The 24202-nt window shown below is 61.7% G+C and carries 24 protein-coding genes; 18 read left to right on the top strand and 6 right to left on the bottom strand.

The genetic code is table 11. The annotated features are described in order from the left end of the window. The first annotated feature begins 27 nt into the window (after positions 1-27). The 10 genes from ACI3GR_RS17875 to ACI3GR_RS17920 all read left to right on the top strand — a co-directional run bounded on the left by ACI3GR_RS17875 (position 28) and on the right by ACI3GR_RS17920 (position 10352). Complete coding sequence (locus ACI3GR_RS17875) at positions 28-1269, top strand: hypothetical protein (RefSeq protein WP_407496413.1); 1242 nt, start codon at positions 28-30, stop codon at positions 1267-1269. Next, entirely contained in the window at positions 1266-2612 is a 1347-nt protein-coding gene (locus ACI3GR_RS17880; protein WP_407496414.1) for an FkbM family methyltransferase, read from the top strand. Before ACI3GR_RS17875 ends, ACI3GR_RS17880 begins: the two co-directional genes overlap by 4 nt. Before the next feature lies 1 nt (position 2613). Next, positions 2614-4473, top strand: a complete 1860-nt coding sequence (locus ACI3GR_RS17885; RefSeq protein ID WP_407496416.1) for a tetratricopeptide repeat protein — start codon at positions 2614-2616, stop codon at positions 4471-4473. 130 nt (positions 4474-4603) lie between these two features. Next, a complete protein-coding gene (locus tag ACI3GR_RS17890) occupies positions 4604-4930 on the top strand; it encodes a MucR family transcriptional regulator (protein ID WP_407496418.1) in 327 nt (108 codons plus the stop codon). Positions 4931-5009: 79 nt separating this feature from the next. Then, the gene (locus ACI3GR_RS17895) at positions 5010-5423 is read left to right on the top strand and encodes a Ros/MucR family transcriptional regulator (protein WP_407496420.1); all 414 of its coding nucleotides are present in this window, start codon (positions 5010-5012) and stop codon (positions 5421-5423) included. A 37-nt stretch (positions 5424-5460) separates the two neighbouring features. Further along, the gene (locus ACI3GR_RS17900) at positions 5461-6501 is read left to right on the top strand and encodes a flagellar motor protein MotB (RefSeq protein WP_407496422.1); all 1041 of its coding nucleotides are present in this window, start codon (positions 5461-5463) and stop codon (positions 6499-6501) included. A gap of 290 nt (positions 6502-6791) precedes the next feature. After that, the gene (locus ACI3GR_RS17905) at positions 6792-7550 is read left to right on the top strand and encodes a hypothetical protein (protein WP_407496424.1); all 759 of its coding nucleotides are present in this window, start codon (positions 6792-6794) and stop codon (positions 7548-7550) included. Between the two features lie 101 nt (positions 7551-7651). After that, complete coding sequence (locus ACI3GR_RS17910; RefSeq protein ID WP_407496426.1) at positions 7652-8398, top strand: sigma-70 family RNA polymerase sigma factor; 747 nt, start codon at positions 7652-7654, stop codon at positions 8396-8398. A 16-nt stretch (positions 8399-8414) separates the two neighbouring features. Next, positions 8415-9668, top strand: coding sequence for a flagellar hook-length control protein FliK (gene fliK, locus ACI3GR_RS17915; protein WP_407496428.1), 1254 nt, complete (start codon positions 8415-8417; stop codon positions 9666-9668). Positions 9669-9680: 12 nt separating this feature from the next. Then, on the top strand, positions 9681-10352 hold the full coding sequence (locus tag ACI3GR_RS17920; protein WP_407496429.1) for a flagellar hook assembly protein FlgD: 672 nt from the start codon (positions 9681-9683) through the stop codon (positions 10350-10352). 21 nt (positions 10353-10373) lie between these two features. Here the strand turns inward: ACI3GR_RS17920 and ACI3GR_RS17925 are convergent, their stop codons facing one another. The 5 genes from ACI3GR_RS17925 to ACI3GR_RS17945 form a co-directional block, all read right to left on the bottom strand. Further along, positions 10374-11255 (bottom strand): hypothetical protein, encoded by an 882-nt coding sequence (locus ACI3GR_RS17925; protein WP_407496431.1) that lies wholly within the window; start codon positions 11253-11255, stop codon positions 10374-10376. A gap of 87 nt (positions 11256-11342) precedes the next feature. Continuing rightward, complete coding sequence (flgH, locus tag ACI3GR_RS17930; protein WP_407496432.1) at positions 11343-12125, bottom strand: flagellar basal body L-ring protein FlgH; 783 nt, start codon at positions 12123-12125, stop codon at positions 11343-11345. Next, a complete protein-coding gene (gene flgA / locus ACI3GR_RS17935) occupies positions 12122-12790 on the bottom strand; it encodes a flagellar basal body P-ring formation chaperone FlgA (RefSeq protein WP_407496434.1) in 669 nt (222 codons plus the stop codon). The genes flgH and flgA overlap by 4 nt, the downstream gene beginning before the upstream one ends. A gap of 15 nt (positions 12791-12805) precedes the next feature. Continuing rightward, a complete protein-coding gene (gene flgG, locus ACI3GR_RS17940) occupies positions 12806-13591 on the bottom strand; it encodes a flagellar basal-body rod protein FlgG (RefSeq protein ID WP_407496435.1) in 786 nt (261 codons plus the stop codon). Between the two features lie 15 nt (positions 13592-13606). Further along, complete coding sequence (locus tag ACI3GR_RS17945; RefSeq protein WP_407496437.1) at positions 13607-14356, bottom strand: flagellar hook-basal body complex protein; 750 nt, start codon at positions 14354-14356, stop codon at positions 13607-13609. Between the two features lie 118 nt (positions 14357-14474). Between ACI3GR_RS17945 and ACI3GR_RS17950 the strand changes: the two genes are divergently transcribed. The 4 genes from ACI3GR_RS17950 to ACI3GR_RS17965 all read left to right on the top strand — a co-directional run bounded on the left by ACI3GR_RS17950 (position 14475) and on the right by ACI3GR_RS17965 (position 20367). After that, on the top strand, positions 14475-16331 hold the full coding sequence (locus ACI3GR_RS17950; protein WP_407496439.1) for a hypothetical protein: 1857 nt from the start codon (positions 14475-14477) through the stop codon (positions 16329-16331). Positions 16332-16485: 154 nt separating this feature from the next. Beyond that, positions 16486-17796: a flagellar hook protein FlgE gene (locus ACI3GR_RS17955; RefSeq protein WP_407496440.1), complete on the top strand. Its 1311-nt coding sequence runs from the start codon at positions 16486-16488 to the stop codon at positions 17794-17796. A 64-nt stretch (positions 17797-17860) separates the two neighbouring features. Further along, the gene (gene flgK, locus ACI3GR_RS17960; RefSeq protein WP_407496441.1) at positions 17861-19273 is read left to right on the top strand and encodes a flagellar hook-associated protein FlgK; all 1413 of its coding nucleotides are present in this window, start codon (positions 17861-17863) and stop codon (positions 19271-19273) included. An 11-nt stretch (positions 19274-19284) separates the two neighbouring features. Continuing rightward, positions 19285-20367 carry a flagellin gene (locus ACI3GR_RS17965; RefSeq protein ID WP_407496443.1) on the top strand — a complete coding sequence of 361 codons (1083 nt, stop codon included), beginning with the start codon at positions 19285-19287 and terminating at the stop codon, positions 20365-20367. 238 nt (positions 20368-20605) lie between these two features. On the opposite strand, the gene ACI3GR_RS17970 is transcribed toward ACI3GR_RS17965, so the two are convergent. Next, complete coding sequence (locus ACI3GR_RS17970; protein ID WP_407496445.1) at positions 20606-21319, bottom strand: winged helix-turn-helix domain-containing protein; 714 nt, start codon at positions 21317-21319, stop codon at positions 20606-20608. 180 nt (positions 21320-21499) lie between these two features. On the opposite strand from ACI3GR_RS17970, the gene ACI3GR_RS17975 reads away from it, so the two are divergent. The 4 genes from ACI3GR_RS17975 to ACI3GR_RS17990 form a co-directional block, all read left to right on the top strand. Continuing rightward, the gene (locus ACI3GR_RS17975) at positions 21500-22606 is read left to right on the top strand and encodes a flagellar basal body P-ring protein FlgI (protein WP_407496446.1); all 1107 of its coding nucleotides are present in this window, start codon (positions 21500-21502) and stop codon (positions 22604-22606) included. Positions 22607-22619: 13 nt separating this feature from the next. Beyond that, complete coding sequence (locus ACI3GR_RS17980) at positions 22620-22946, top strand: rod-binding protein (protein ID WP_407496448.1); 327 nt, start codon at positions 22620-22622, stop codon at positions 22944-22946. Further along, positions 22943-23344, top strand: a complete 402-nt coding sequence (locus ACI3GR_RS17985) for a hypothetical protein (RefSeq protein ID WP_407496450.1) — start codon at positions 22943-22945, stop codon at positions 23342-23344. Before ACI3GR_RS17980 ends, ACI3GR_RS17985 begins: the two co-directional genes overlap by 4 nt. A gap of 105 nt (positions 23345-23449) precedes the next feature. After that, the coding region (locus tag ACI3GR_RS17990; RefSeq protein WP_407496451.1) for a flagellin N-terminal helical domain-containing protein at positions 23450-24202 on the top strand (753 nt) is incomplete at its 3' end.

The following is a 24202-nucleotide window of genomic DNA, read 5'->3' on the forward strand; positions in this document are numbered from 1 at the left end:
GTTTCTTGCTCAGATGAGGCCGTTTTCATGGATCAGACAGACAAACTGGCGTATTTCCTTGAAGCGGATCAACTGGCTGGCGTGTTCGCCGACTGGCCGGACGATATGAACGTGGTGCTGTGCCTTGAGGATTCGGGCGACTGCGAAATCGTCGTGTATCACCGGGACGAAGGGCACATCGTGCTAAGCCGCGTGGCGGGCGTTTTCGGTCGGTCCGTGGGTGAATTCATGGTGGTGCCGGAGATGCGCGGGTATCCGACGCGGCGGGTCATGTTTTCGGAAGAGCAGAAGCTGCTGTCGCTGGTTGCGGATTCCATCGATCTGCCCGAGACGGCCTTGGATTACGCGATCAACTATCGCTATGCGAAGGATCAGGGGCTGAACCCCGACACGATGAAGCCAAAGTCGTCGGTGGTGGCAGAGGCGGCGCCCGAGCGGCCCACCGCGCAGGTGATTACGCCGACCTTCCGCCACCGTGAGCCGAAGCTGCCGCAGCGTGTGCCCCCGGAAATCCGGGCCAAGGCGCGCCGCCCCGAAGGCATCGTGCCACGGATCAACCTGTCGATGGGCAATGTCGCGGTGAAGAACGTCGCCGCCCCTGCGCCCCGCGCGCGGCCCGTGCCGACGCCGGTGGCGGCACAAGCTCCGGCCCCGACGGCAGCCCCGACTCCCGCGCCCAGCTATCAGCCGGGCTATGCGCCCGCTGCGGAATTTCTGGCCCAGCCTGCCGTCGCGGTCGAGGCGATGCTGATCCCGCAGGGCGATGTGCTGCGTCTGGTTCTGTCGCGCGACCGTCTGTCGGTGAACACTGCGCCGACGCGGGTGGACAACGTGCTGCTGCGCGAAGATTTCACCAGCTTCATGCTGCCGCGCGATGTGCTGACCAATTGGACCAGTGGCCGCGCCGCCGTGCTGGACATCCCGCTGTCCCAGTTTCCCGACCCGATGGCGCGGCAGTTTCTGGCGTCCGCGTTCGAGGCGCATGTCGTCGTCAATGCCAAGGGTGTGTTCGTCACCCCCGGCAACCAGCTGATCGACACGATGCCCGCCAATGAACCGCGCCGTCCAGTGATCCGCCGCGTGGTCACGCCGTTGCGTGCGGCGATGCTGGCGCTGGTGGCTGTCGGTGCGGCGACGGGCGCGTTGCTCAGCACGCAGCAGGGCGCCGAATTCACCGGCACCGCCAATGGCGCGGATCCAGAGGTCACCCGGTTCATCGGCACGCCGCTGGATCTGATCGGAGAGATGGCCCGCGAGGACGGTCAGTGACCTCTCTGACCATCATTACGCCCGTTGGTCCGGGCCATGCGGAACTGTATCAGCTAAGCTGTGCGCCCTCGGTCGAGCAGGCCAAGGCATATAGCATGGGTCCGTTTGACGCGGTCACCCATCTGATGATGGACGACACCTTGGGCGCGCATGGGCGGTCTGCCCGACGGAACGAAGCGCTGGCGCAGGCCAAGGCCGCCGGATCCGACTGGGTGTTCTTTCTGGACGCGGACGACATCCTGACCCCCAACGCATTCGAAGCCTTTGGCCGTGTCATCGCGGCGGAACCTGATCTGGACGTGGTCTGGGGGCTGATCTGCACGCTGGACGACGGCGGAGAGCCGACGCTGCGCGAAGAGCAGGCCGAGCGGTTGGACAGTCGCGAAGATTTCCTGACCCATCCGCCCTACGGTGGCGTACAGATCGGTGGGTTCATGCGCACCGATGTCGTCGCCCAATACGGCTTTGACGAGGCGATGGACACGGGCGAGGACTACAAGCTGTACTGTCAGCTTTGGAAAACCCATCGCTGTGGCAAGCGGCCCGAGATTTTCTTTGTGAACGTCCGGGGGCGGCATTCGACGGGGCCACGGTCCGCGACGGGTGAAGACTGGAACATCGAGACGAACCGCCAGTGGGCGGAGCAGTTGAAGGACGTGGTGATCTGGGCCACCGTCGATGACGGGGATCGCGGTCCGGTGCGGATGCGTCTGACCAATCCCAACGACCTGATCCAGATGACCCATGTTCAGGGCAAGTTCTTTGAAGCCGACAGTCTGGAGAAGCTGAAAAAGCTGATCCGGAAGGCGAACCCTCGGATCGTGGAGGTCGGCGCGAATATCGGCAACCACGTCGTCTGGTATGCCCGGCATCTGAACGCTGAACGGATCTACCCGGTAGAGCCGAACCCCGAAGCGCTGACGCTGCTGGAACAGAATATCGAGATCAACGGCATCACCCCGCGGATCGACACGCGGGGCATGGGGTACGGCGCGGGCAAGGACACCGGTAAGTTCCGTGCGCAGACCGACAACGCCGATAACCTTGGCGCAACCCGTCTGGTGGCCGACGAAGAGGGCGGGATCGAAACCCGCACGCTGGATCAGTTGATGGGCGACGACACGGTCGATTTCATCAAGATCGACGCGGAAGGGATGGAGCTGGACGTGCTGGAAGGCGCATCCGCCCTGATCGCCCGCGACAAACCCGTCATCTGGGTCGAGGTGCTGCGGGAAAACATGCTGGGGTTCGCCCAGAAGTGGTGTCGCGACGCCGGTTACAAGATCGTCGACAGCACGCCTTATGTTCACACGATCGACTATTTCGCAGTCCCGAAGGAATGACATGGCCGATACAGCACTGTCCCGCAAAGACCGCCGCGCCCGCATCGCCAAGGCTGCCAAGATCTACGGGATCAAGGGCGAAGAGTCGCTTGATCTGCACGAAGCCTACAAGGCGCTGAACCAGAACGACGTGATGCGCGCGGTGCAGCTGGCGCATCCGATCACGCAAAGCCATCCGAAATCCGTACACGCATGGACCATCATGGGCGGCGCGGCGCTGGCGCAGCGTGAAGGCAAGACGGCCGAGGCGTTTTTCCAGCGCGCGCTGGATTTCGCGCCGCGGGATTCCAGTGCTTTGGTCGGGTTGGCCAAGGCGCATGTGTTGCAGGCCCAGCCCGAAGAGGCGGTGACCGTCGCCGCCCGCGCCTTTGCCGCTGGCGCGGATGAGCCGGGGCTGATCGATCTGTACATGGAGCTGATGCGCCAGATGGGCCGGATTCAGGTGGCCGTCGACGCGCTAAGCCCGGTGCTGACCAAGCATGATTATCCCGAGCTGACGCTGAAGCTGGCCGATCTGCTGACCGAGATCGAAGAAACCTCGAAGGCGGCGCATTGGCTGGAAAAGGCCTGGAAGCTGCGTCCGGACGAAGAGGTTTATCGCGTGGGCCGCGTGCGCGGGCTGATCTATGGCCGTCGCGCGACCGAAGCGCTGGCGCTGGCGGATGAGCTGCTGGCCGATCCGGCGACGCAGGACCGTGACACCGTGATCCTCTACAAGGTTCTGGCGCTGCGGATCACCAACCAGCCCGAAGAGGCGCTGGCGCTGGCCGAGGGGCATGACTTTACCAACGCCGACCGCTTTGCCGAGGTGCGCGGCGTGGTGGCGAACATCTTGCAGGATCTGGGCCGCGAGGATGAAGCGGACGACGCCTATCTGGAAGGGATGCACGTCACGGGGGCCAAGCTTCGCGTGTCGAAAGCCTATGGCGCCTTCCTGATGCGGCGCGGCGATTTCGAGAAGGGGGCGGAGTATTTCGCCGACCGTTTCGAAGAACGCCAGCGGTCTTACATCCCGTACGAGAACTCTTCGCCCGAAAATCTGGCCAAGCAGAGCCGTCTGTATATCATCGGCGAACAGGGCATCGGGGACCAGTTGGCGCTGATGTCGCTGCTGCGTCTGGCCCCGGTGGATTATGCCAAGACGACCGTGACGCTGGCGTCGGACCCGCGCTTTGTGAAGGCGCTGAAGGGCAATGCCTATGGCATCGACGCGATGGACCGGGACGTGTTCACCGGTGAGGCGCGCGAATTGCATGGCGACCAACTGGTCTATCTGGGCGATCTGGTGCGCTATATCGACGGCGACAATCGCGCGGCCCATCAGGGCCCGTGGGTGACGCCGGACGCCAGCCTGATGCAGCACCTGCGCGACAAGTACGATCGTCTGGCCAAGGGCGGTCCGATCATCGGCGCGGCCTGGTGGTCGGGGTCGATGCTGGGGCATCTGCGGTCGGTCAGCCTGATGGATATCCTGTCGGCCGTGCCCGACGGCGCACTGGTGGTGAACCTGCAATACGGTGACTGCAAGGCCGAGATCGAAGCCGCGCGCCGCGCGCGTCCTGATGTGTCGATTCTGGATGACCCCGAAGTGGACCAGATGAAAAACCTGACGGCCTTCTTTGCGCAGGTCGCAGCGATGGACCGGGTTCTGACCATCGACAACACCACCGCGCACACCTGTGGTGCGATCGGCCATCCGGATACGCATGTTCTGGTGCCGACGGGGTCGGAATGTATGTGGTACTGGGGTCTGAGCGATGATCGCGACCCGTGGTACGGCAACCTGAAATTGTATCGTCAGACCAAGCTGGGCGTCTGGGACACCCCGCTTTCCTTGATGAAACAGGCGGTGTCTTCTTAAGGACACAGAATAATTCTTGGACGAGCATGAAAAACCGCCGCTTTATAACGGACTTTAACCTTGTCAGCCTATCTGTTCTTCAACAGGAGGCGCGAGAGCGCCTGACAAGGGGCTAAAACAAAGGGCCAAAATGGGGATCGATCGGGGCGCACATAAAGACCGGAAAGGGTTGCTGGCTTGGCTGGCGACCCTGTCTGTGTTCGGTCGTGCGCGCCAACGCCCCGGCGCGGCCCTGCGCCCGGCGGTACGCATCGAAGATAGCGTGACGCCTAATTTCCTTGTCTGCCTGGAAACCGGATCGCGACAGGTGCTGCTGAAACGGCATCTGCGAGAAACGCTCCGGATGACACCCGAAGAATATCGGGATCGTTGGGGGCTTCCCCCCGAATACCCCATGGTGGCCGCAAACTATAAAATGCGGAGAGCAGCCGCAAAGCGTGTCGGGCACCATGGATAATAATAACCAAACCAAAACAAGAGGGCCGGATCCGGACTAACCGGACAGTGACCCCAAATGGCAGTGATTGAGGCAGACAATGGCAGACCAGAGCAAAAAGGACATGATCGCAGCGATCGTTTCGTCCTATGCCGCGCGACCGGATGCGACTCCGGATGGGATCGTCGAACTATATAACAAACTGATGGGCGACGCGGGCGAAGAGGCCGGGACGCCTGCGCCCACGACGGTGAAGCCAGCGCTTCCCATCGAACGGGCTGTGACCGAGGACAAGGTGTACTGCCTGTGCTGCGGGCGCGGGTTCAAGATGCTGAAACGGCATCTGGGCGCGGAACATGGCCTGACCGAGGCCGAGTATCGCACCATGTTCGGCCTGCCTGCGGATTTCGCATTGGTGGCCCCCAGCTATTCCGCGAAAAAGGCCAATCACGCCAAGCAGGCGGGTTTCGGCAAATACGATCGCGGGGTCCAGCGACAGGACAACGACGCATAAGTCGAACCTGAGGACATTAGGCGAAAGGCAGGCGTAAATGGCACGCAACGACCAGATCGTTATCAAGAAGATCGAAGAGGTGACCGGAGGCGGTCACCATGGCGGCGGCTGGAAAGTGGCTTATGCGGACTTTATGACCGCTATGATGGCCTTTTTCCTGTTGCTGTGGATTCTGGCCGCATCCGACGAAGAGGCGCTGCGCGGTCTGGCCGATTACTTCACCCCGTCGCTGTCGCAATCGGGCGGCAAGGGGCAGGGGATGCTGAACGGTCAGGTCATCGCGCCGAACGGGGATCAAGGCGGCTCGAACTCTCCGGATGGGGATACGCGTCTGCCGACCTTTGGTCAGGAAAACCCGCTGGCGGTTTTCGACAGCCGTTTGCGCGACGAACAGACCGAGGTGATGGTCGAGTATGAGACGCAGCCTGACGGCACCATGGTCGCCATCGGCCAAGGTGAGAAAGAACAGGGCGAGGCTGGTACATCGGATCAGGAATTCGACGGCACCGCAGCCGAAAAGGCCGCGCGCGATCAGGCGATGCAGGATCAATACATGGCCGAGGTTCAAGAGCGGGACGAGAACATGACCCGGCTTGAGGACGAGGTCCGCCGCAACATCGGCGCCAATGTCGATCTGGCAGAGTTGATCAGCAACCTGCGGTTCGATCGCACGTCCGAAGGGTTGCTGGTGCAGATCATGGATAATGCGGGCCAGTCGATGTTTACCAGCGGCTCGGCCCGAGTGGACAGCCGCACGCGGGACCTGATCCGCGTGATCGGTGAAGCCATTGCCGACATGGACAACGATATCGTCATCACCGGCCATACCGATGCCGTGCCCTTTGCGAATTCGATGGGTTATTCCAACTGGGAGCTGTCGGCCGACCGCGCCAATGCCACGCGGCGGGTGTTGATCGACACCGGCGTATCGCCCGCGCGGATCAAGCGGATTTCGGGCCTCGCCTCGACCGTGCCGCTGGACAACACCGACCCGATGGCGGCGGAAAACCGGCGGATCGGCGTGCTGCTGGCCTACCCGGAAACGGCCCCGCCGCGGCCTGTCGATCCGAATCGTTAACGGCCCGTTTCAGAGCAGATATCGGGGGGCGACTATGGTCTGCCCCCCGTTTTTCGTGTCACTGCCCGTATTTGCGGCAGGGCGGGGCGAACACTTATCCACACGCGCCCAAAGCCGGAAAAGGTTTAATGCCAGAAACGGCTTGCCTTGGGTTCATCCTCGGGCTACCCGCTATATCTAGCGGAGCCGCAAAAAGTTATCCCCACATTTCGACGCCCTGCGCCGATAGTTTTCTTTTCACTCTGCCGCCCTACCTATAGCTTAATCCCACAAGATGATGGGAACGAGGCATGGAACAACCACGAGTGCTTGAGGACATTTGGACCGGACGCATCCGCGCTGCCCGTGGGGCGGACGCACAGGCGTTGTCGCGCCAATTGCGTGCTCTGGTCCCTGTGCACCATGTTCTGCTGACATCCCAAGCCGGGGCGGCCCGCGTGGCCGTCATGCACGACGATGCAGAGCTGATGCCCGCGCTGCCCCTTGGCGATGTGCTGGTCGAAGAGCTTTCGGTCGATGTGCCCTATGGCGCGCTGGTGGTGATGCGGGATGCGGGGTCGTCGAACCCGGTGTCCTATGACGCGGGCATGATCCTTGGGGAAATCCTGCTGACCCTGCTGCGCGGCGGGCTTGTCCCGATGGAGCGGGAAACCGACGCGCTGTTCGCCATGGCCGCCAGCTATGACCAGCTGGCCGAGGCCAGCGGGTTCCGCCACACCGGGCTGGACGCCACTGAATTCCGTCTGGGGCTGGCCGCGGCGCTTGGCACCTATTGGTCGGGCGCGGGCCATGCGGCGGCGGACACCTGCGGGCTGTTCGACCGGGCGGATTTCCTGCGCCGCGCGGAGCTGGTGCGTTACCTGTCCGCGCTGGATGCCAGTTTCACCCTGACCAGCGCCCAGCAGGTGCCCGCACGGTTGATGCTGGCACAGGGCGGGACGCGCGGATTTGAGGATTGGATGCAACAGGTCGGTCAGGCCGTTTCCAAGGAAATCGGCTTGTCCACAAGGATTTCCGGCGTCCAGATCAACAATTCGCAAAGAAACTAGGTCTTTTAAACCATTCTTTAATCAAACAATTCTTTGATGAATTGTAAAACTGTGCTTTCCTGTACTTGCTTTTTTGGCAGGGAAAGCAGGCACACGAAATGATGCCCGACAGTGTCCAGGCGGCGGCAAAAGTCCCGTTACTGGAAATAGATGAAGAACGAAACGCGATCCGGCGTTGGCAGGATCATGGTGACCGCGAAGCGTTAGAGCTTTTGATCCGGTCTCATGCTCGGCAGGCGTGGTCGATGGCGGCACGGTATACGGACAACCCCGTACACCTAGAGGATCTTGCGGCCGAGGGTATCCTTGGCCTGATCCGGGCGGCTGACGACTTTGACCTTTGTCAGGATGTACGTTTCTCGACCTACGCAGGATGGTGGGTCATGAACGGGGTCACCACGGCCGCCGCACGGATCAGATCCGTCATCGATGTGCCTGTTCGCGCCGTGACGGAAATGCGGGGCGGGCGGCTGGACGAAGTGGACACCAATGTCGTCGCCATGGCCATGACCGGGATCGTCGCGCTTGACGCGCCGATGGGGGATGGCACCGCATCGATGATGGATGCGCTGATCAGCGCTGATCTGACCCCCGAAGAAACGGCGACGGCTGAATCCCTGCACGAAGTGCAGCGACGGCTGATCGAAACCGCCATGTCCAGTCTGAACGACGAAGAGGCCGAGATCATCCGGCGGCGCAAGCTGCAGCCGGTGCCCGAGTCGCTGGAGGATGTGGCGGATGCAATGGATATGTCGCGTGATCGTCTGCGCCAGGTAGAGCGGCGGGCCATGACGCGCCTGCGCCGCCTGTTGCTGGATGGCGGGTTTCACCGCGCGATGCTGAACTAAGGGCAGGGGGTCAGCGATGATCGGGTTTTTGAATTTCCAATCGACGGCGGGGCTGGACAAGGCCGCGGGTCAATCCAAAGGCGCGGCGTCGGATGGGGCCAACGCAGGCGGGTTCGCCGCCGTGCTGGCGCGGGTCGTCGCGGCCGAGGAAATGGCCGAGGGCACTGGCCCCACCGGCAAGCTGGGTCAATTGGCGACGCTGCTGGGCAAGTTCCGGGGTGAGGCGCAGGACGCGCTGGCCGAGGCGTTCCCCGATGGCATGATCGTGCCGGGTGAGGCGCTGAACGACTGGGCGCGCAACATGATGGCCAAGCTGGATGGCATGTTGCAGCAGGCGGGGATGACGCTGGCCGATGTGTCGTCGGTTCTGGGCAATCTGGATCTGACGGCGCTGGAGGGCGCAGGCCCGATGCTGTCGCAGGCGGCCCAAGGGTTGCTGACGGGCGTTGACGGCGCGGGCCTGTCCGATGGGGCGGCCACTGTGATGGGCACGGATTTGACCGAGGTCGAGATCCCCACCCTGCGCGAGGCGCTTGGCATGGTTGCGGGTGAAGGTCCGGCCAGTGACGCATCTGCCATGATCGAGGGCGGAGAGGGCGCGTTGAAATCCCAGATCGCGGCGATGTTGACGGATCCGTCGGTCAGCACAGAGCTGGCCAATCTGGACCCGGCGACGCCCTTGCCTGATGCGGTGAAGATTTTGCTGGCGCAGGCCTTGGCCGCGCCCGCCGACCGGATGTTGCCGCCCGAAGTGCAGGCCATCCTGTCCGCCCCGCAACCCACCGCCGCGCCTTTGATCGCGTCGGTCGCCGAAACCTCGGCCCCGCCGCAGCAACCGCCCGCGCCCTCGAATGGGTTGGCGCGCAATCTGGCGGGTCAGATCCGCGGCGTCAGCTTTAGCGAAGGCACCACGCGGATCGAATTGTCGCCGCAGGGTCTGGGCAAGATCGAGGTCGAGATTGCCGCCGACGAGGCAGGCAAGCTGCGCGTCGTTCTGCGGGCGGAAAACCCGGCGGTGCTGAACGCCATGCGGTCTGACCGGGAAATGCTGGCGGGGCTGTTGCGTGACGGCGGCAGCAGCGTCGACGAAAGCGCCATGTCGTTCGAAGAATTCGGACAGCAAAGACAAAGCTTTGGCCAAGACAATGGCGCGGCCGGACAGGTCGCATCGCGCCTGACGCTGGACGACGCGCCGCAAGACGACACCGAGGTCACGGATCAGACGCAGCCGGCGATCGACGCCGATGGCCGCCTGAACGTGCTGACATAAGGAGACCCGAGAATGGTCGATATTACTAACGCCACCACAGGGGTCACGTCATCGATTGACTCGATGTCCGCCGCGGCAACGCAGAAGCTGAACACCGATTACCAGTCGTTCCTGAAACTGCTGACCGCGCAGCTGACCAACCAAGACCCGCTGGAGCCGATGGACAGCACGACCTTTGTGTCGCAGTTGGCGCAATTGTCTCAGGTCGAACAATCGATCACGACGAACAGCCATCTGGAGGCGATCGCATCGCAGCTGTCCAGCGCGGGTCTGTCGACGGATCTGGGGTTGATCGGGCGTCAGGTCAGCGTGCCGGGGCAATTGTTCGATCTGGCGAACGGGCAGGGGACCTTTGATTACGTTCTGGGCACCACCGCGAACGAGGTGCGCGCGATCATCCGCGACAGCGCGGGCAATTCCGTGGCGCAGATTGAAAACCTCGATACCACCGGGGAATCGCTGCACAGCGTGAACTGGTCGGGGATGAGCACCGAAGGTCTGCCGCTGGACGACGGGATCTATACGGCGGAAATCATCGCCACGGACCCCGAGGGCAACGTGCTGCCCGCGACCGCCTATACCAAGGCGGTGGTGGAACGGCTGACGTTGCAGAATGGCCAATCGCTGCTGCACCTGAACAATGGTGGCACGGCGCTGGCGGATATTGTCGCGGCGGTCGAATAACGCCCGCGAGGGCCTAAGGGATCAGGCGCGCGGGACGTCGGTTTTGTAAAGCGACAGGAAGATGAAGTCTTCGACGCCAAAGAATTTCTGGCGCAGGTCTTCGGCCACGCGTTCGGCCAGCGCGACGCTGTCCACCTCTTTGCCGCGCAGAAGCTGCGTTTCGGCAAGGTGGTGCATGGTCATCACGACCTGATCGCGCACACGGGCGGCGTTTTCACCTTCGTAATAGAACTGCGCCCGGTCCAGATCGGTGACCGACACGCCAAAGTCAGCGACGAAATAGGTGGTCGCGGCGGCGCCCTGAACGGGGATCGTCAGGCGGCCCAGCTTGACCACGTGTTCATCGGTTTCGGCAATCAGCTTGAGCGCGTCGTCGTAAATCTTGGCCTCGGATTCCAGCGGCAACAGCGACGGGTGCGCGGTGCGGGCCGGTTCGGGGTTTTCCATCATCTCAGCGATGCGTTTTTCGTTTTCCAGCCGCGCGGCTTCATAAGCGGCCTCTTGGGCGGCGCGCTTTTCCATCATGGCGAGCTTTTCGTAATCGATCCGGTGCATGTCGGGTTTAGCCTGTGCCTGGATCAGCATCGGGGCGTCGTCCTGACCGGGGGTATAGGCGGCGCGGTACAGCATTTCGGGGGCGGACAGCGCGGAATGCTGTTCGCCGTGATCCCCTGCTTGGCTGCCGTGTTGCTTGGCCGCATGACCAGAGGCCGGAGCTGCAGTGACCGCGTGTTGATCCTGCTGTTCGGCAAGCGAATGCAGAACCGCCTCGGCCGCGCTGCGGGGGGCTGGGATCGCCTTGTGCGTGGACGCGCCATTGTCGCCCATCAGATGACCGGCACCGAAACCGCCCACGGCACATGCGATCGGAACCGCCGCCATAACAATCTGTAACTTCTTCATCTCGACACCCGAGGAATTGTGTTCTCAGGTGTCTTTATGGCCCTTGATCAAGGCGACAGTTTTTTCGGATCAGGGCAATTTCTAGGGTTAATAGGGCAAGACTATGTCCACCACGCCTTCGCCATATCCGCGAACCTGCTGGCGTGAAATGCTGCCTTCGCCGCCGTAGGTGATGCGCGCTTCGGCTATCTTTTCATAGGGAATAGTGTTGTTCATGTTGATGTCTTGCGGACGGATAATGCCCGCGACACGCAGTTCCCGCAGCTCTTGATTGACCTTAACTTCCTGCCGGCCTGCCACAACTAAGTTCCCATTCGGCAGCATCTGCACGACCAGCGCTGCCACTTTTAGAGAAATTGATTCATTGCGGTTGATGTTGCCCGACCCGCCCGCCTGCGTGGACGATTCTGTTTCCACCAGATTGGTGCCGAGATCGCTTTCGCTGACGCCCGGCAGGATCTTGTGCAGTTTCTTGCCATAGCCAAAGAACGTCGGCTTGGTGAAGCTGGACGAGCCAGAGCGTTCACGGTCGGACGCGTTCGACAGAGAGGCCTGATCGTCGATGTCGATCAGGATCGTCAGAATGTCGCCGACCTTGGTGGCGCGCTGGTCGGCAAAGAAACCGCCAGAGCCGCGCTGCCACAAGGAGGATTGTTCGCCGCGTTCCAGCGGGCGCGCGACCTCGGGCGGGGGCATGGGCACCTGCACGCGGGCGACCTCGGGCATGGTTTGCGGCGACATCTCGATGCCGGACATCTTTGGGTCCTGACCCAGAGGGTCGGCGCCGCAGGCGGCCACGGCCGTGATCGCGAGGGTCGAGATCGTCAGGCGCAACGCCTGAGGTAGGACCCGAGGGGTATTCAGTTTCAACGGATGATCTCCACGATGCCCTTTTCCACGGCCACGCCGGTCAGGGAGGTATTGCTGACGAGGTTTACGATGCGCACTTCTTCCCCCTTGTAGGCGTCGTCCAGCGCCTTACCGGGGGCCGACAGGGACAAAAGCCCGTCGTCATAGCGGATCGAAATGCGGTCGCCGCGCCCGATGATCACCGGCTTGGTGATCGACTGGGTCATGATGGGGCGGCCTTGGGTCAGCAGGCGTTTCACCTGCATGCCCACAAGGTCTTCGTTGTCGGTGACGGTAAAGGCCCCCACGCGGGCGAGGGGGAGTTTCACCAGCCCAAGGTCTTCGGCGCTGATCCGGTCGCCCGGCTGCATACGGCGCAGCGGCACCGGCACATTCAGCGTTGCGATGGCCAGCCCTTCCAGACGGATCACCCGGCTGTCTTCCAGCACGGCGTTCGCCAGATAGCGGCCGGTGTCCTTGTTCATCCAGAAGGCCGACAGCATCACCGCCTGTTCGGGCGCGCCGTCGGGGGTGGTGATGTGAAAGCCCGCGTTGTCGGGAAGTTCGGCGCCAAAGCGGTCGCGGGCGCGTTCTTCGATCAGGGTTGTGACGTCTTCGGCCAGAAGCGCGCCCGGAAGGACAAAACAGAAGAGCGCGATCACTGTATAATAGAGAAAGCTTTTCATCGGTTACCCCCGGGGTTAGCGGATCTGGTTGGCCGTCGTCATCATCTGGTCAGCGGTCTCGATCGACTTGGAGTTCATCTCGTACGCCCGTTGGGCCGAGATCAGGTCGGTGATCTGCTGGATGATGTTGACGTTGGAATTTTCGACATAGCCCTGCCGCAGGATGCCCACGGCGGCGTCACCGGGGTTGCCCTGCGTCGGATCGCCAGAGGCCACGGTGGCGGCCAGCAGGTTGTTCCCCAAGGGGCGCATCCCGGCGTCGTTGATAAAGGTCGCCAGCGTCAGCTGTCCGATCTGGGTGGGCAGGGTGTCATTGCCGACATAGGCCGACACGATCCCGGTTTCCCCGATCTCGATCTGGGTGGTCCCTTCGGGCACCACGATGCCGGGGTTGATTTCATAGCCCTGCTGGGTGACCAGCTGACCTTCGGCATTCAGGCGGAAGTTGCCGTCGCGGGTGTAGGCCGCGTTGCCGTCGGGCATGTTCACGATGAAGTAGCCGCGGCCTTCGATGGCCAGATCGGTCTGGTTCTCGGTCTGGGACAAGCCGCCCTGCGTGTTCAGCCGCACGGTACCCGCGGTGCGCACGCCAAAGCCGACGTCGATGCCGACGGGCAGGTACGTGCCCTGATCCGAGGTCTGCGCCCCTTCGCGCTGAAGGTTTTCGTAGACGAGATCCTGAAACGACGCGCGGGCGGATTTGAACCCGGTCGTGGATGCGTTTGCGATGTTGTTGGAAATGACGTCGACGTTTGTCTGCTGCGCCATCATGCCGGTTGCGGCGATACCAAGTGCCTTCATTCTGCTACCTCATTCTCATACTGACGCACGGCCAAGTCGCTGCAGCATGTTTTTGCGCAGGTCGTCTTCGGTGGTCATGAGTTTCGTGGCCCTGTCATAGGCCTTTTGAATCATCATCAGCCGCGTCACTTCGGAGATCGGAGAGACGTTGCTGGATTCGATTTGCCCCTGTGCCAGTTCGCTGGTCTGTGTGGGGGTGGCGAGGCTGGCGCGCCCGTCGGGCGGAACCAGCATCGAATTTCCAAGCCGCAGGTAGGACTGGATGTCGGGCACGTCGAAGACCCCGATCTTGGCCAGTACGCCTGTTTCTTCGGAGGAAATGGTGCCGTCGGGGGAAATCAGGATCTGGCCCGACCCCGGCGGAATGGTGATGTCGCTGCCGCCTTCGGACAGAACCCGCGCGCCGGACAGCGTCACAAGGTATCCGTTGCGGTCCAGCGCCAGTTGCCCGTCGCGGCCATAGGCGACCTGACCTTCGGGCGTGCGGTAGGACAGGAAGGCGTCGCCTTTGACGGCCACGTCCAGCGGGTTGTCGGTGCGGGTCAGCGCGCCCTGCGTCTTATCAAGGTAGGACCCCTGATCGACGACAAAGTTGGTGCCTTTGCCGACCTCTTGGCCCTCGTCGGGATGAAGGTAGCTGGAAAAGATGATCCGCTCGGCCTTGAATCCGGCCGTATTCGCGTTGGCGATGTTATTCGCCGTGACGTCAAGGTCGCGCTGCATAGCACGCGCCAGCGACAATGCCACATACGTGGTGTTGTCCATTTGAGAGATCCTCTGCCCGGTCTCAACCTGATTTTACCCGCCTATCCATTAGTTTTTCTTGCGGTGGCGGCATTTTTCTTGGAATGATAGAAGCACCTCCAAGAACTAAAGTCAATTGTTGCGCAACTATCTTTGCATATCCATTTGCCTATTTGGCACATTCCTTGCCAGCCCCGCGCTGACGCAGGGCGATACGCATGTGCAATCACAGCCGGACCGACGCGCCGAGACCTCTGACCCGTGGGCGGTGCCCGCGCAGATGCTGTATCAGACGCCGGGGACCGACCGGCCGTTCATCGAGGAAAAGCGGACCATCATCGACGCCATGTCCCGCGCGATGGACAAGCCCGCCGCGCAATGGGGCATGAGCAACGAGATGGCCGATACGATGCTGGCCTTGGCGCGGCTGCATTATCGGCATGGTCAGGGGCCTGAGGGGTTGTCGGTTCTGGAAGGTCTGGACCGCGCCAACCTAAGCGGCACGCAAAAGTTCCGCCGCGCGGTGCTGGAGCTGGCCTTGGGGCTGGTCGATCCACGTGACCGTGGGCTGACCGAAGCGGCGCAGGAATTACTGACGCCCGCCTATGCGGAATGGCCCGATCAGCCAATGTTCAAGACGTTGCAGTTGATCCGGGACTATCGGTTCGATGACGCGGCCGAGGGGCTGGGCGTTGTGCGGGACCGGATGAACCGACTGCCCGCCCGCTACCGTGCGATGATCCTGCCCGGTGTGCTGGAAGCCGCGATTGCCACCGAGGACTGGCGCGTTGCGCGGGACGTGGCGCTGGAATTCCGCCGCCATGCCGAACTGAGCGACAGCGGCGCGTTCCATTATCTTCTGGGCCGCGCGGCCGAGGCCGGGGGCGATCTGGTCGCGGCCTTTGACAGCTACACGCGGGCCGGAGAGGAACATTCCCTTTACGGCCACCGAGCGCGCACGGCGGTGGTGTCGATGGGCCTGCACCACGACATCATGAAAATCGCCGAGGCGCGCGAACTGCTGGATCGGGAAAGCCACCTGTGGCGCGGCGATGAATATGCGCTGGCCGTGCTGAACGATCTGGCGGCGCTGGATCGGGCGGACGGGGATAAGGTCGCGGCGGTCTATACCTATGCCTCGATCCTTGATCGCTATCCGGGGCATCTGGATGCGGGGCTGACCCGGCAGAAGGCCCGCGCGCTGATCAACGAGATTTACGCCGACGGCGCGACCGGAGAGATGCCTTTGTCGGATTTCCTGATGGCGCACCGCAAGATCGCGCCGGATTATCGGTTCGAAGCCGGGTTCGACATGCAGGGCGAAAAGTTCGCGGATCGGTTCTTGGCCGTTGGCTCTACGCTTGTTGCGGCGCAGGAATATGGCGCGGTGCATGATCATCTGGCCGTGGCGCGGGATCTGGGGCTGGCCGAGGTCGATGATCAGCGGCTGGACGAGCTGCGGTTGAAACAGGCCAGATCGCTGGAACTGGGCGGTCAGTACGAAGACGCGCTGGCCGTGTTGCGCGAACCCCTGCGCGCCGGCATTGCCGAGTTGGAGGACCAGCGGACCGCACTGCTGGCCAAGCTATACGCCAGCACAGGCCAGTCCGGTGCGGTGTTGCAGACGGCGATTGCCAAGCCCGATATCGATTTCCTGCGGTTGAAGGCGCAGGCCTATTTCGGCCGCGAAGACTGGGCCGAGGCCAAGGATATTTATGCCGACATGTGGGATCAGGTCGGACAGGAGCTGCCATTCGAAGATGCGATCGGGTTGTTGTTGTCGGCCTATCGGTCCGAGGATTTCGACATGGCGATGCGCCTAAGTCAGGATTTCCCGGAACTGACCGGGATCCCGCAATGGCGCACCATTGCCGAAGGGCTGATGGATCCGGCGGCGCAGCTTTGGCCGCTGCGCGAAGACACCGCGCGGAAGCGGATGCAAAGCGCGACCCAAGCCTTGGACACCGTCGACATGGTCGTGCCCGACACGAATTAAGCAGTCCAGAAGGACAGCGAAGAATAACGAAGATCTGGGCAAACTTAGCGCCGGATCCAAAATTCCCAATTCTTTAACCTAAATGAAAAGTGCCCTGCCTACTTCATGGGTCGAGTAAAACCAAACCCATATAAAAAACTCGGGGGCAGTATAAATGAGTATCTCACAGGCAATGATGTCTGGGGTCAGCGGACTTATGGCCAATTCGAAGGCTGTTGCGCGGATCTCTTACAATATCGCGAACTCTGACACCTATGGTTTCCGCCGCAGCTTTGCGCAGATGCTGACCAGTGGCGCGACGAACCCGACGGGGACTGTGTCTGCCTCGGGTGTGAAGGCGCAGATCATTCACGAAAACAACCAAGACGGCACGCCACTGTCGACGGGCGCTGCGACGAACCTAGCCATCAGCGGCAACGGTTTCTTTGCCGTGACGCGCAACGTCAACGACGGCACGGGCGAGCCCGAGCATTACCTGACCCGCGCGGGCGACTTTCAGCCCGACAGCGAAGGGTATCTGACGAACGCCGCGGGCATGTACCTTGGCGGTTTCCCTTATGATGAAACCGGGTCGCTTGGCGTTGTGGACCGCAACCAGTTCTCTGGTCTGGAAACCGTCCGCATTGCCGAGATGTCGATCGCCGGTAACCCCACCTCGGAAATGACACTGACGGGCAACCTGCCCAGCCAGGAAACCGGGCTGACCATTCCGGGCGATCCGTTCATTTCGTCCATCGAATACTTCACGCCACTTGGCGCGGCTGAACGTCTGCAGTTCGCTTGGCAGCCGTCCTCGACCCCGAACCAGTGGGATCTGACGGTGTCGGATTCCAACGGCACGACCTATGGATCGCTGACGGCGGACTTTAACGACTCTGGCGCGCTGGCGGGCACGCCGTCGGCCTTCTCGGGCGTCAGCAGCATGGCGACCGCCCCGGCGGCCTTCAGCTTTGACACGACGACCGGTGTCGCGACCGTGACGATCAACAACGGCTCCACGCCGCAGACGATCAACGTCGATATGGGCGCGCCGAATACCTTTGGCGGTTTGTCCCAGTTCTCGGGTGAATATGTTCCGCTGGTCGGCAACGCAGACGGCACCCAATCCGGGTCGCTGGCCCGCGCCGAGATCAGCAGTGACGGTATCGTCTATGGCATCTTCGACAACGGGATGCGCCGGGCGCTGTACCAGATCCCGCTGGCCACGGTTCCCAATGCCAACGGTCTGACCACCGCCGATAACGCCACCTTTTTGGTCAGCGAAGCGTCGGGGTCTTTCACGCTGGCACAGGCCGGTGCAGGCACCGCAGGTGAGATCACGGGCGGGGCGGTTGAATCCTCGAACGTGGATATCGCCGAGGAACTGACCGAACTGATCCAGAAACAGCGCGCCTTCTCGTCCAACGCCAAGATCATCACCACGGCGGACGAGATGCTGGACGAAACGGTTCGTCTGAAGCGTTAAACCTAAGGGCGCCGCGCGGGTAGAAACCTAGCGCGGCGGGCCACTTCCAGAAGGAATAAGGTCCATGAGCATCATATCTGCAATCCTGACCAGCCGGACCGGCCTGCTTGCGAATTCGCAGCGGGCCTCTTTGGTGTCCAGCAACATCGCACATGCGCAGGACGAGAACTATTCGCACCGAAGCCTGAGCGTCACCGAAAGCGTCGGCGGCGGGGTCAAGGTTCTGGGCATCCAGAGGGCGATGGATAACACGATGGATGCTCTCTACCGGACCGAGATTGCCTATGCGGGCAAGCAGGATGCCATGGCATCTTCGCTGGCGGTCTACACCGCGCAGCTTGGCACGCTGGACACGGAAACCAGCATCCCGAACCTGCTGTCGGCATTCCAGAACAACCTTGGCCTGATGTCCAACGATCCCGGCGATGCGAGCCTTCAGCAAGAGGTGTTCCTGTCGGCGAAATCGCTGGCTTCGGGTCTGAACAGTGCGAATTCGGCGCTGATCACGCTGCAAAGCACCGCCGTCAAAGGCATCGAGGCCGAGATCGAAAAGGCCAACGCGTCGATGAACGAACTGGCGCGGATCAACGCGGATATCGGACGCGCCACGGCGGGCACTGAAACCTATGCCGCGCTGGAAGATCGCCGTTCGGCCGAGCTGGATACGCTGGCGTCGATCATGGAGATCACGGTCAGCTATGACGCGGAAGGCCGCGCCTCGGTCCATTCGGCGGGCGGGCAGACGCTGGTCGTCGCGGGCCATGTGAACGAACTGAGCTTTGATCGCGGAACCGGCACGCTCTATTCCGGGGACGAAGACGTGACGCCGGGCGAAACCGGACGGCGCGGCGCGAACCAAGGGGCGCTGGCGGGTCACATCATTCTATTGAACGACATCGTTCCGCAGCAGCAGCTGGAACTGGACGAAGTCGCCCGCGCCCTGATCGAAGGGTTCGAAGATGCGGACACCAGCCTTGGTGTCGGCCAGCCGGGTCTGTTCACCGATGCAGGCGCCGCGATTGCGGCAAGCCCGACGGCCGGTCTGGCGGGACGGATTTCCGTGAACGATGCGGTCAACCCGCACAAGGGCGGGGATTTGACCCTGATCCGCGATGGTCTGGGCGCGCTGACGCCCGGGGCGCAATCGGACAACACGCAGATCCTGGCCTATCTGAATTTCTTCGACAGCACCTTGTCGTTCGATCCTGCCGCGGGGCAGGGGGCCAGCACCACGCTGATGCAATTCACCACCGGCATTTTCTCGCAGCAGCAGGCGCGGCGGGTGGATGCGGAAAAATCCCTGACGGCGCTGGTCGCCAGCAGCGAAACCTATCGCGAGGCGCGGTTGAATTCGCGGGGGGTGAACATCGACACGGAATTGCAGAACCTGACGCTGATCGAACAATCCTACAACGCAAACTCTCAGGCGCTGCGGGTCGCATCGGAAATGATCGACACCCTGCTGAACCTGGTGTGAGGAGTTAAGCCATGGTCTCTTACGTTCAGAATGTTTCGTCTTTGCAATCTTTGCTGTCCCGGCAGCGCACGACGAACAACATGTCTTCCATGATCATGAAGGCGGAAACCGAGGTGGCGACGGGCCGCCATCAGGATCCCTTTGCTGCGCTTGGCGCCCGGTCGATGGAAGCGATGAGCGCGCGGGCCGTCTATGAACGCACGCAGGGCCGGGTGGAATCCAACACCTTCCTGCAGAACCGTCTGGACCTGATGGCCACCGCGCTTGGCAACATGCGCGAAGCGGCCCAAGAGGTTCTGACCGCCACGATCACCAATACCGACGCGTCATCGTCGCGGCCGCAGTACCTGAAGGACATGGCCAAGGACGCCTACGACACGATCGTGTCTTTCCTGAATTCGTCCTACAACGGCAAGTCGCTGTTCGGCGGCGTCGACAGTGACCGCGCGCCGATGAATTCCTGGGGCAATGCGGATGGCACCACGGGGCTTAGCCCATCGGATGTGATGGCGTCGATTGTGGGTGGTGGGATCACCAACGCGGCCGATGCGGCGACCAAACTGGCCGAGGTTGACGCCGTTTTCAACGGCACGCCCACCGATCCGAACCACGCCTATGACGAGACGTTTTTCAACGGCACACCGCTGACCGACGGGTTGGGCAATCCCAATCCGCGGATGATGGCGCAGATCGATGAATCCCTGGACATCAACTATGGTGTGCAGGGCAACGATCAGGGGTTCCGCGATCTGATGCGCGGGCTGGCGATGCTGGCGTCGGGCGATCCGGCCAAGATCGGCGACGACGATGCCTATGAAGCTTGGGTGCAGGCGGCGGCAGGTGCGCTTGGGTCTGGCGTGAACTCGGTTCTCAACGCGGAGACGCGGACCGGCACGATGCAAAAGCTGGTCGAGGATGCCAACGACCGGATGTCCGGCAAGATCGAAGTGCTGTCGCTGCACATCTCGGAACTTGAGGCGGTTGACCCGTACGAGGCCGCGACGCGCCTGACCTCGATGCAGACACAGTTGCAGGCGTCTTATGCCGTGACCTCGCGGTTGATGCAGCTGTCGTATCTGAACTTCATGCGGTGATTTGGCGGTTAAGCGCGTCTAAGCGCTAGCTTTGACCAAATGTCCCGCCCGGCGGCAACGCCGGGCAGCGCCCGACCCGCCCCCATGGGCGGGCGCTTTCGCGCCCACCCTCGGGCCGGACGCTGCCCTTAACGTCGACCACGCGCTTTGGTACACATAAACTGTGACCAGACCCCATAATTGAAAACGCCCGGCATTCAGGCCGGGCGTTTTTCATTTGTGAAGGTGGCGAACGGGATCACATCCCGCCGACACGTCCCATTTCATCCGCGGCGGCCGAGAATTTGTAGCCGCGCCCATGCACCGTTTCGATGTAGTTGTGGCCGGATTCAGCGGCCTGATCGATTTTCTTACGGATCTTGCAGATGTAGACGTCGATCACCTTGTCGAACGGCTGATCCTCGGACATGCCGTAGACCGCGTCGTAGATCGACCCCTTGGACACGACGCGCCCGGCGTTCAGCACAAGCTGCTGGAAAATCGCGTGTTCCCGGCGGGACAGTTTGACCGTCGCGCCCGACACTTCGGGGTCGCGGCCGTCGAAATAGGCGATGACTTCACCCACTTCGATGCTTTCGGCGCTGTGGCCGTGGCTGCGGCGCAGGATCGAATTGATCCGGGCCTTCAGTTCGATGGATTTGACCGGGATGACCAGATCGTCGTCGGCGCCAGCGTCCAGCGCGGCGGCGGTGTCACGAGAGTTGCGGAAGTCGCGCATCACCATGATCGGGTTGGAACATCCTGCGGTGCGCAGGGCGGTGATCTGTTCCATCAGTTCGGGATTTTCCGCGATCAGGAAGGGCCGGTCTTCGTGGCCACCGCGGTTTAAAAGACCCAGCTCACCGCGAAAGAAGGTGGCTTGGATCGGGACTGGCTTCATCTTTGCAGATCGAAGTTCAGCCATGAGTCCATTCAGACGATCCGCGCGCGGCTCGTAAAGATAAATATGCATACTGCTCCCCGATCCTTGTTTTTAGATCGGCCTCTTTTTGTGTTTTTCATACACTGTACGTACACGCCGCCGTGAGCGTCAAGCAAATCTATGCACAACCATGGAGAGAGAAATTCTATTCTTGTCTTTTTGCCACAATTGCTGCAATAATCCTTGCAAACAAAGAAAAGAAAACAGGTCATGCGGGTTATCAGAGCAGTTCTCGCCTTAATTGTTGCCGTATCTCCGGCAATTAACGCTGCACATGCGGATGTGCGCATTAAGGACATCGCATCCTTTGAAGGGGTGCGGGAAAACCAACTGGTGGGCTATGGCCTTGTGGTTGGTCTGAACGGAACGGGCGACACGTTGCGCAACAGCCCGTTTACCGAAAAGTCGATCGAAGGGATGCTGGAACGCCTTGGCGTCGGCAACCTGTCCGAAGACAACATGCGCACCCAGAATACAGCCGCCGTCATGGTGACATCCATGCTGCCGCCCTTTGCGCGGCGGGGGTCGACCATTGATGTGGTGGTGTCGTCGCTTGGCGATGCGTCGTCCCTGCGGGGCGGTACCCTGATCGTGACCCCACTGTCCGGCGCGGATGGCGAGGTTTACGCCGTGGCGCAGGGCCCGATTGCCGTGGCAGGCTATGCCGCGCAGGGGGCCAATGCGTCCATCGTCGAAGGCGTGCCCACGGTCGCGCGGATCGAAAACGGCGCGACGGTCGAAAACGAGATTGACTTTGACCTGAAGTCCCTGCGGTCGTTCCGCATTGCGCTGCGGTCGCCCGACATGACCACCGCGCATCGCGTGGCGGACAAGATCAACGCGGCGCTTGGGCCGGGGACGGCGCAGGTGCTGGATTCCACCACGATCGAGGTCGTGGGCCACGACAAAGGCGACACGCCGGAAATGATGGCAGCGGTGGAAAACCTGATGGTCCAGCCGGACAGCGTGGCCAAGGTGGTGATCGACGCGCGGTCGGGCACCATCGTGATCGGATCGAATGTGCGGGTCGACAAGGTCGCGGTTAGCCAAGGCGGGCTGACGGTGGTCGTGCGCGAAGACATCGAGGTCAGCCAGCCTGAACCCATCAGCATCGGCGGCACCACGGTGGTCGTGCCCCAGACCGAAGTGCAGGTACAGGAAGCCGAGGTGAACTTTACCATCCTCGAAGGCGACGTATCACTGCAGCGGCTGGTCGACGGGCTGAACGCCATCGGCGTCACCGCAAGCCAGACGATTTCAATTCTTCAGGCCATCAAGGCCGCGGGCGCGCTGCACGCGGATCTAGAGATCATCTAAGGGGGACGCAGCGATGGACATTCCCGGCACGACACTGACCGCGCTAGCACAGGGGCAGGCGCAACTGACACGCCAGTCGCCCACGGCGACCGACCCGATGAAAACCGCGGCCAAGGAATTCGAAGCAGTGTTTCTAAGCCAGGTGATGGACGAAATGCTGAAGACCGTGAACATGGGATCGCTTGGCGGCGGCTTTGCCGAAGACACTTGGCGTTCCTTCCTTGCGCAGGCCTACGCGGAAGAGCTGGCCGAACAAGGCACAACCGGGATTGCACAAAGCGTGCAGAAAAGTATTGGCGCCTATCGCGCCGCGATGGCATCAAATGGGGGACTGTCATGACCTCGATGGCGCAGGCCCTTTCCGTGGTTGATCGCCTGTCGCGTGTATTGCGTGACGAAATCGCCGCAATCACAGGTGGTAGGCTGGCTGAAGTCACTGCCCTTTACCCAGAAAAAGCCGCGCTGCTGGCCGAGGTCGAAGACGCCTTTGCCGTGCCGCGCCCGCTGTTGGAAGACCATCCAGAGGCCGCGAAACTGCGCACGAAACTGGCCGATCTTCGCGAGCTGATCGCGCAGGATCACGCATTACTTGAGAAAATGACCGAAGCGACCAGCACCATCATCGATGAGCTGGACCGCATTCGCGACCGTCATTCCCTGTCCGGAACCTATGGTCCGGACGGTGAAAAAAAGAGCAGGCCGTCAACCTCTTCGCAACATTTCGACCAATCGCTTTAGAATTTTCTTATTTCTGCCCCAATTCGCCTGTTAGTTGCATCTCACGGGCAGGCCCGTTCTCGGAAGAAATCCGAAGACGAAGAATAAAAAAATTCGGAGCAGAACATGTCCTCCATCCTGACCAACCACAGCGCAATGACGGCGCTGTCCACCCTTCGCAACATCAACACCAGCCTGTCGGACACCCAGGGCAAGATCTCGACCGGTCTTGCAATCGCCTCGGGTAAAGACAACGCAGCATACTTCTCGATCTCCAAGACCATGGCCGGCGACAGCGGCATGTTCAAAGCGATCGACGAAAACCTGACGCTGCAGCAGAACGCCGTGTCCACCGCGCGCCTTGGCGCCGAGACGCTGGTCGATCTGGCGAATGACTTTGCTGAACGTGTTGCCTTTGCGCAGGGCGGTACCGAAGAAGTCCGCGCCGACGTACAGGCCGAACTGGACGAACTGGTGGCACGTATGTCCACCACGATCGCACAGTCGACCTTCAACGGCACCGACTACGTGAACTCGACCGCGAACGTCACCGTTGTGACGGGTATTTCGCGCTCCGCTTCGGGTTCGATTTCGACCACGACCATGACCTTCGCCCAGCAGGATCTGGGTGCGATCCAGACTGCACTGGACGCGATCGACCTGACCGCCGCGGATTCCGCCGGTGCGCAGCAGACCGCGCTTCAGACCGCCGAAGCACAGCTGTCCGCCGCCATCGCGTCGGCCACGTCGCTTGGTATTGCGGAACGGTCCATCGAGACCCAGAAGGAATTCCTTGGCGAACTGTCCGACCGTCTGGACAGCGGCATCGGGTCGATGATCGACGCCAACATGGAAGAAGAAGCAGCCCGCCTTCAGGCC

Origin of the sequence: Pseudooceanicola aestuariicola (genome assembly GCF_045763785.1) — a bacterium.
Classification (GTDB): Bacteria; Pseudomonadota; Alphaproteobacteria; order Rhodobacterales; family Rhodobacteraceae; genus Pseudooceanicola.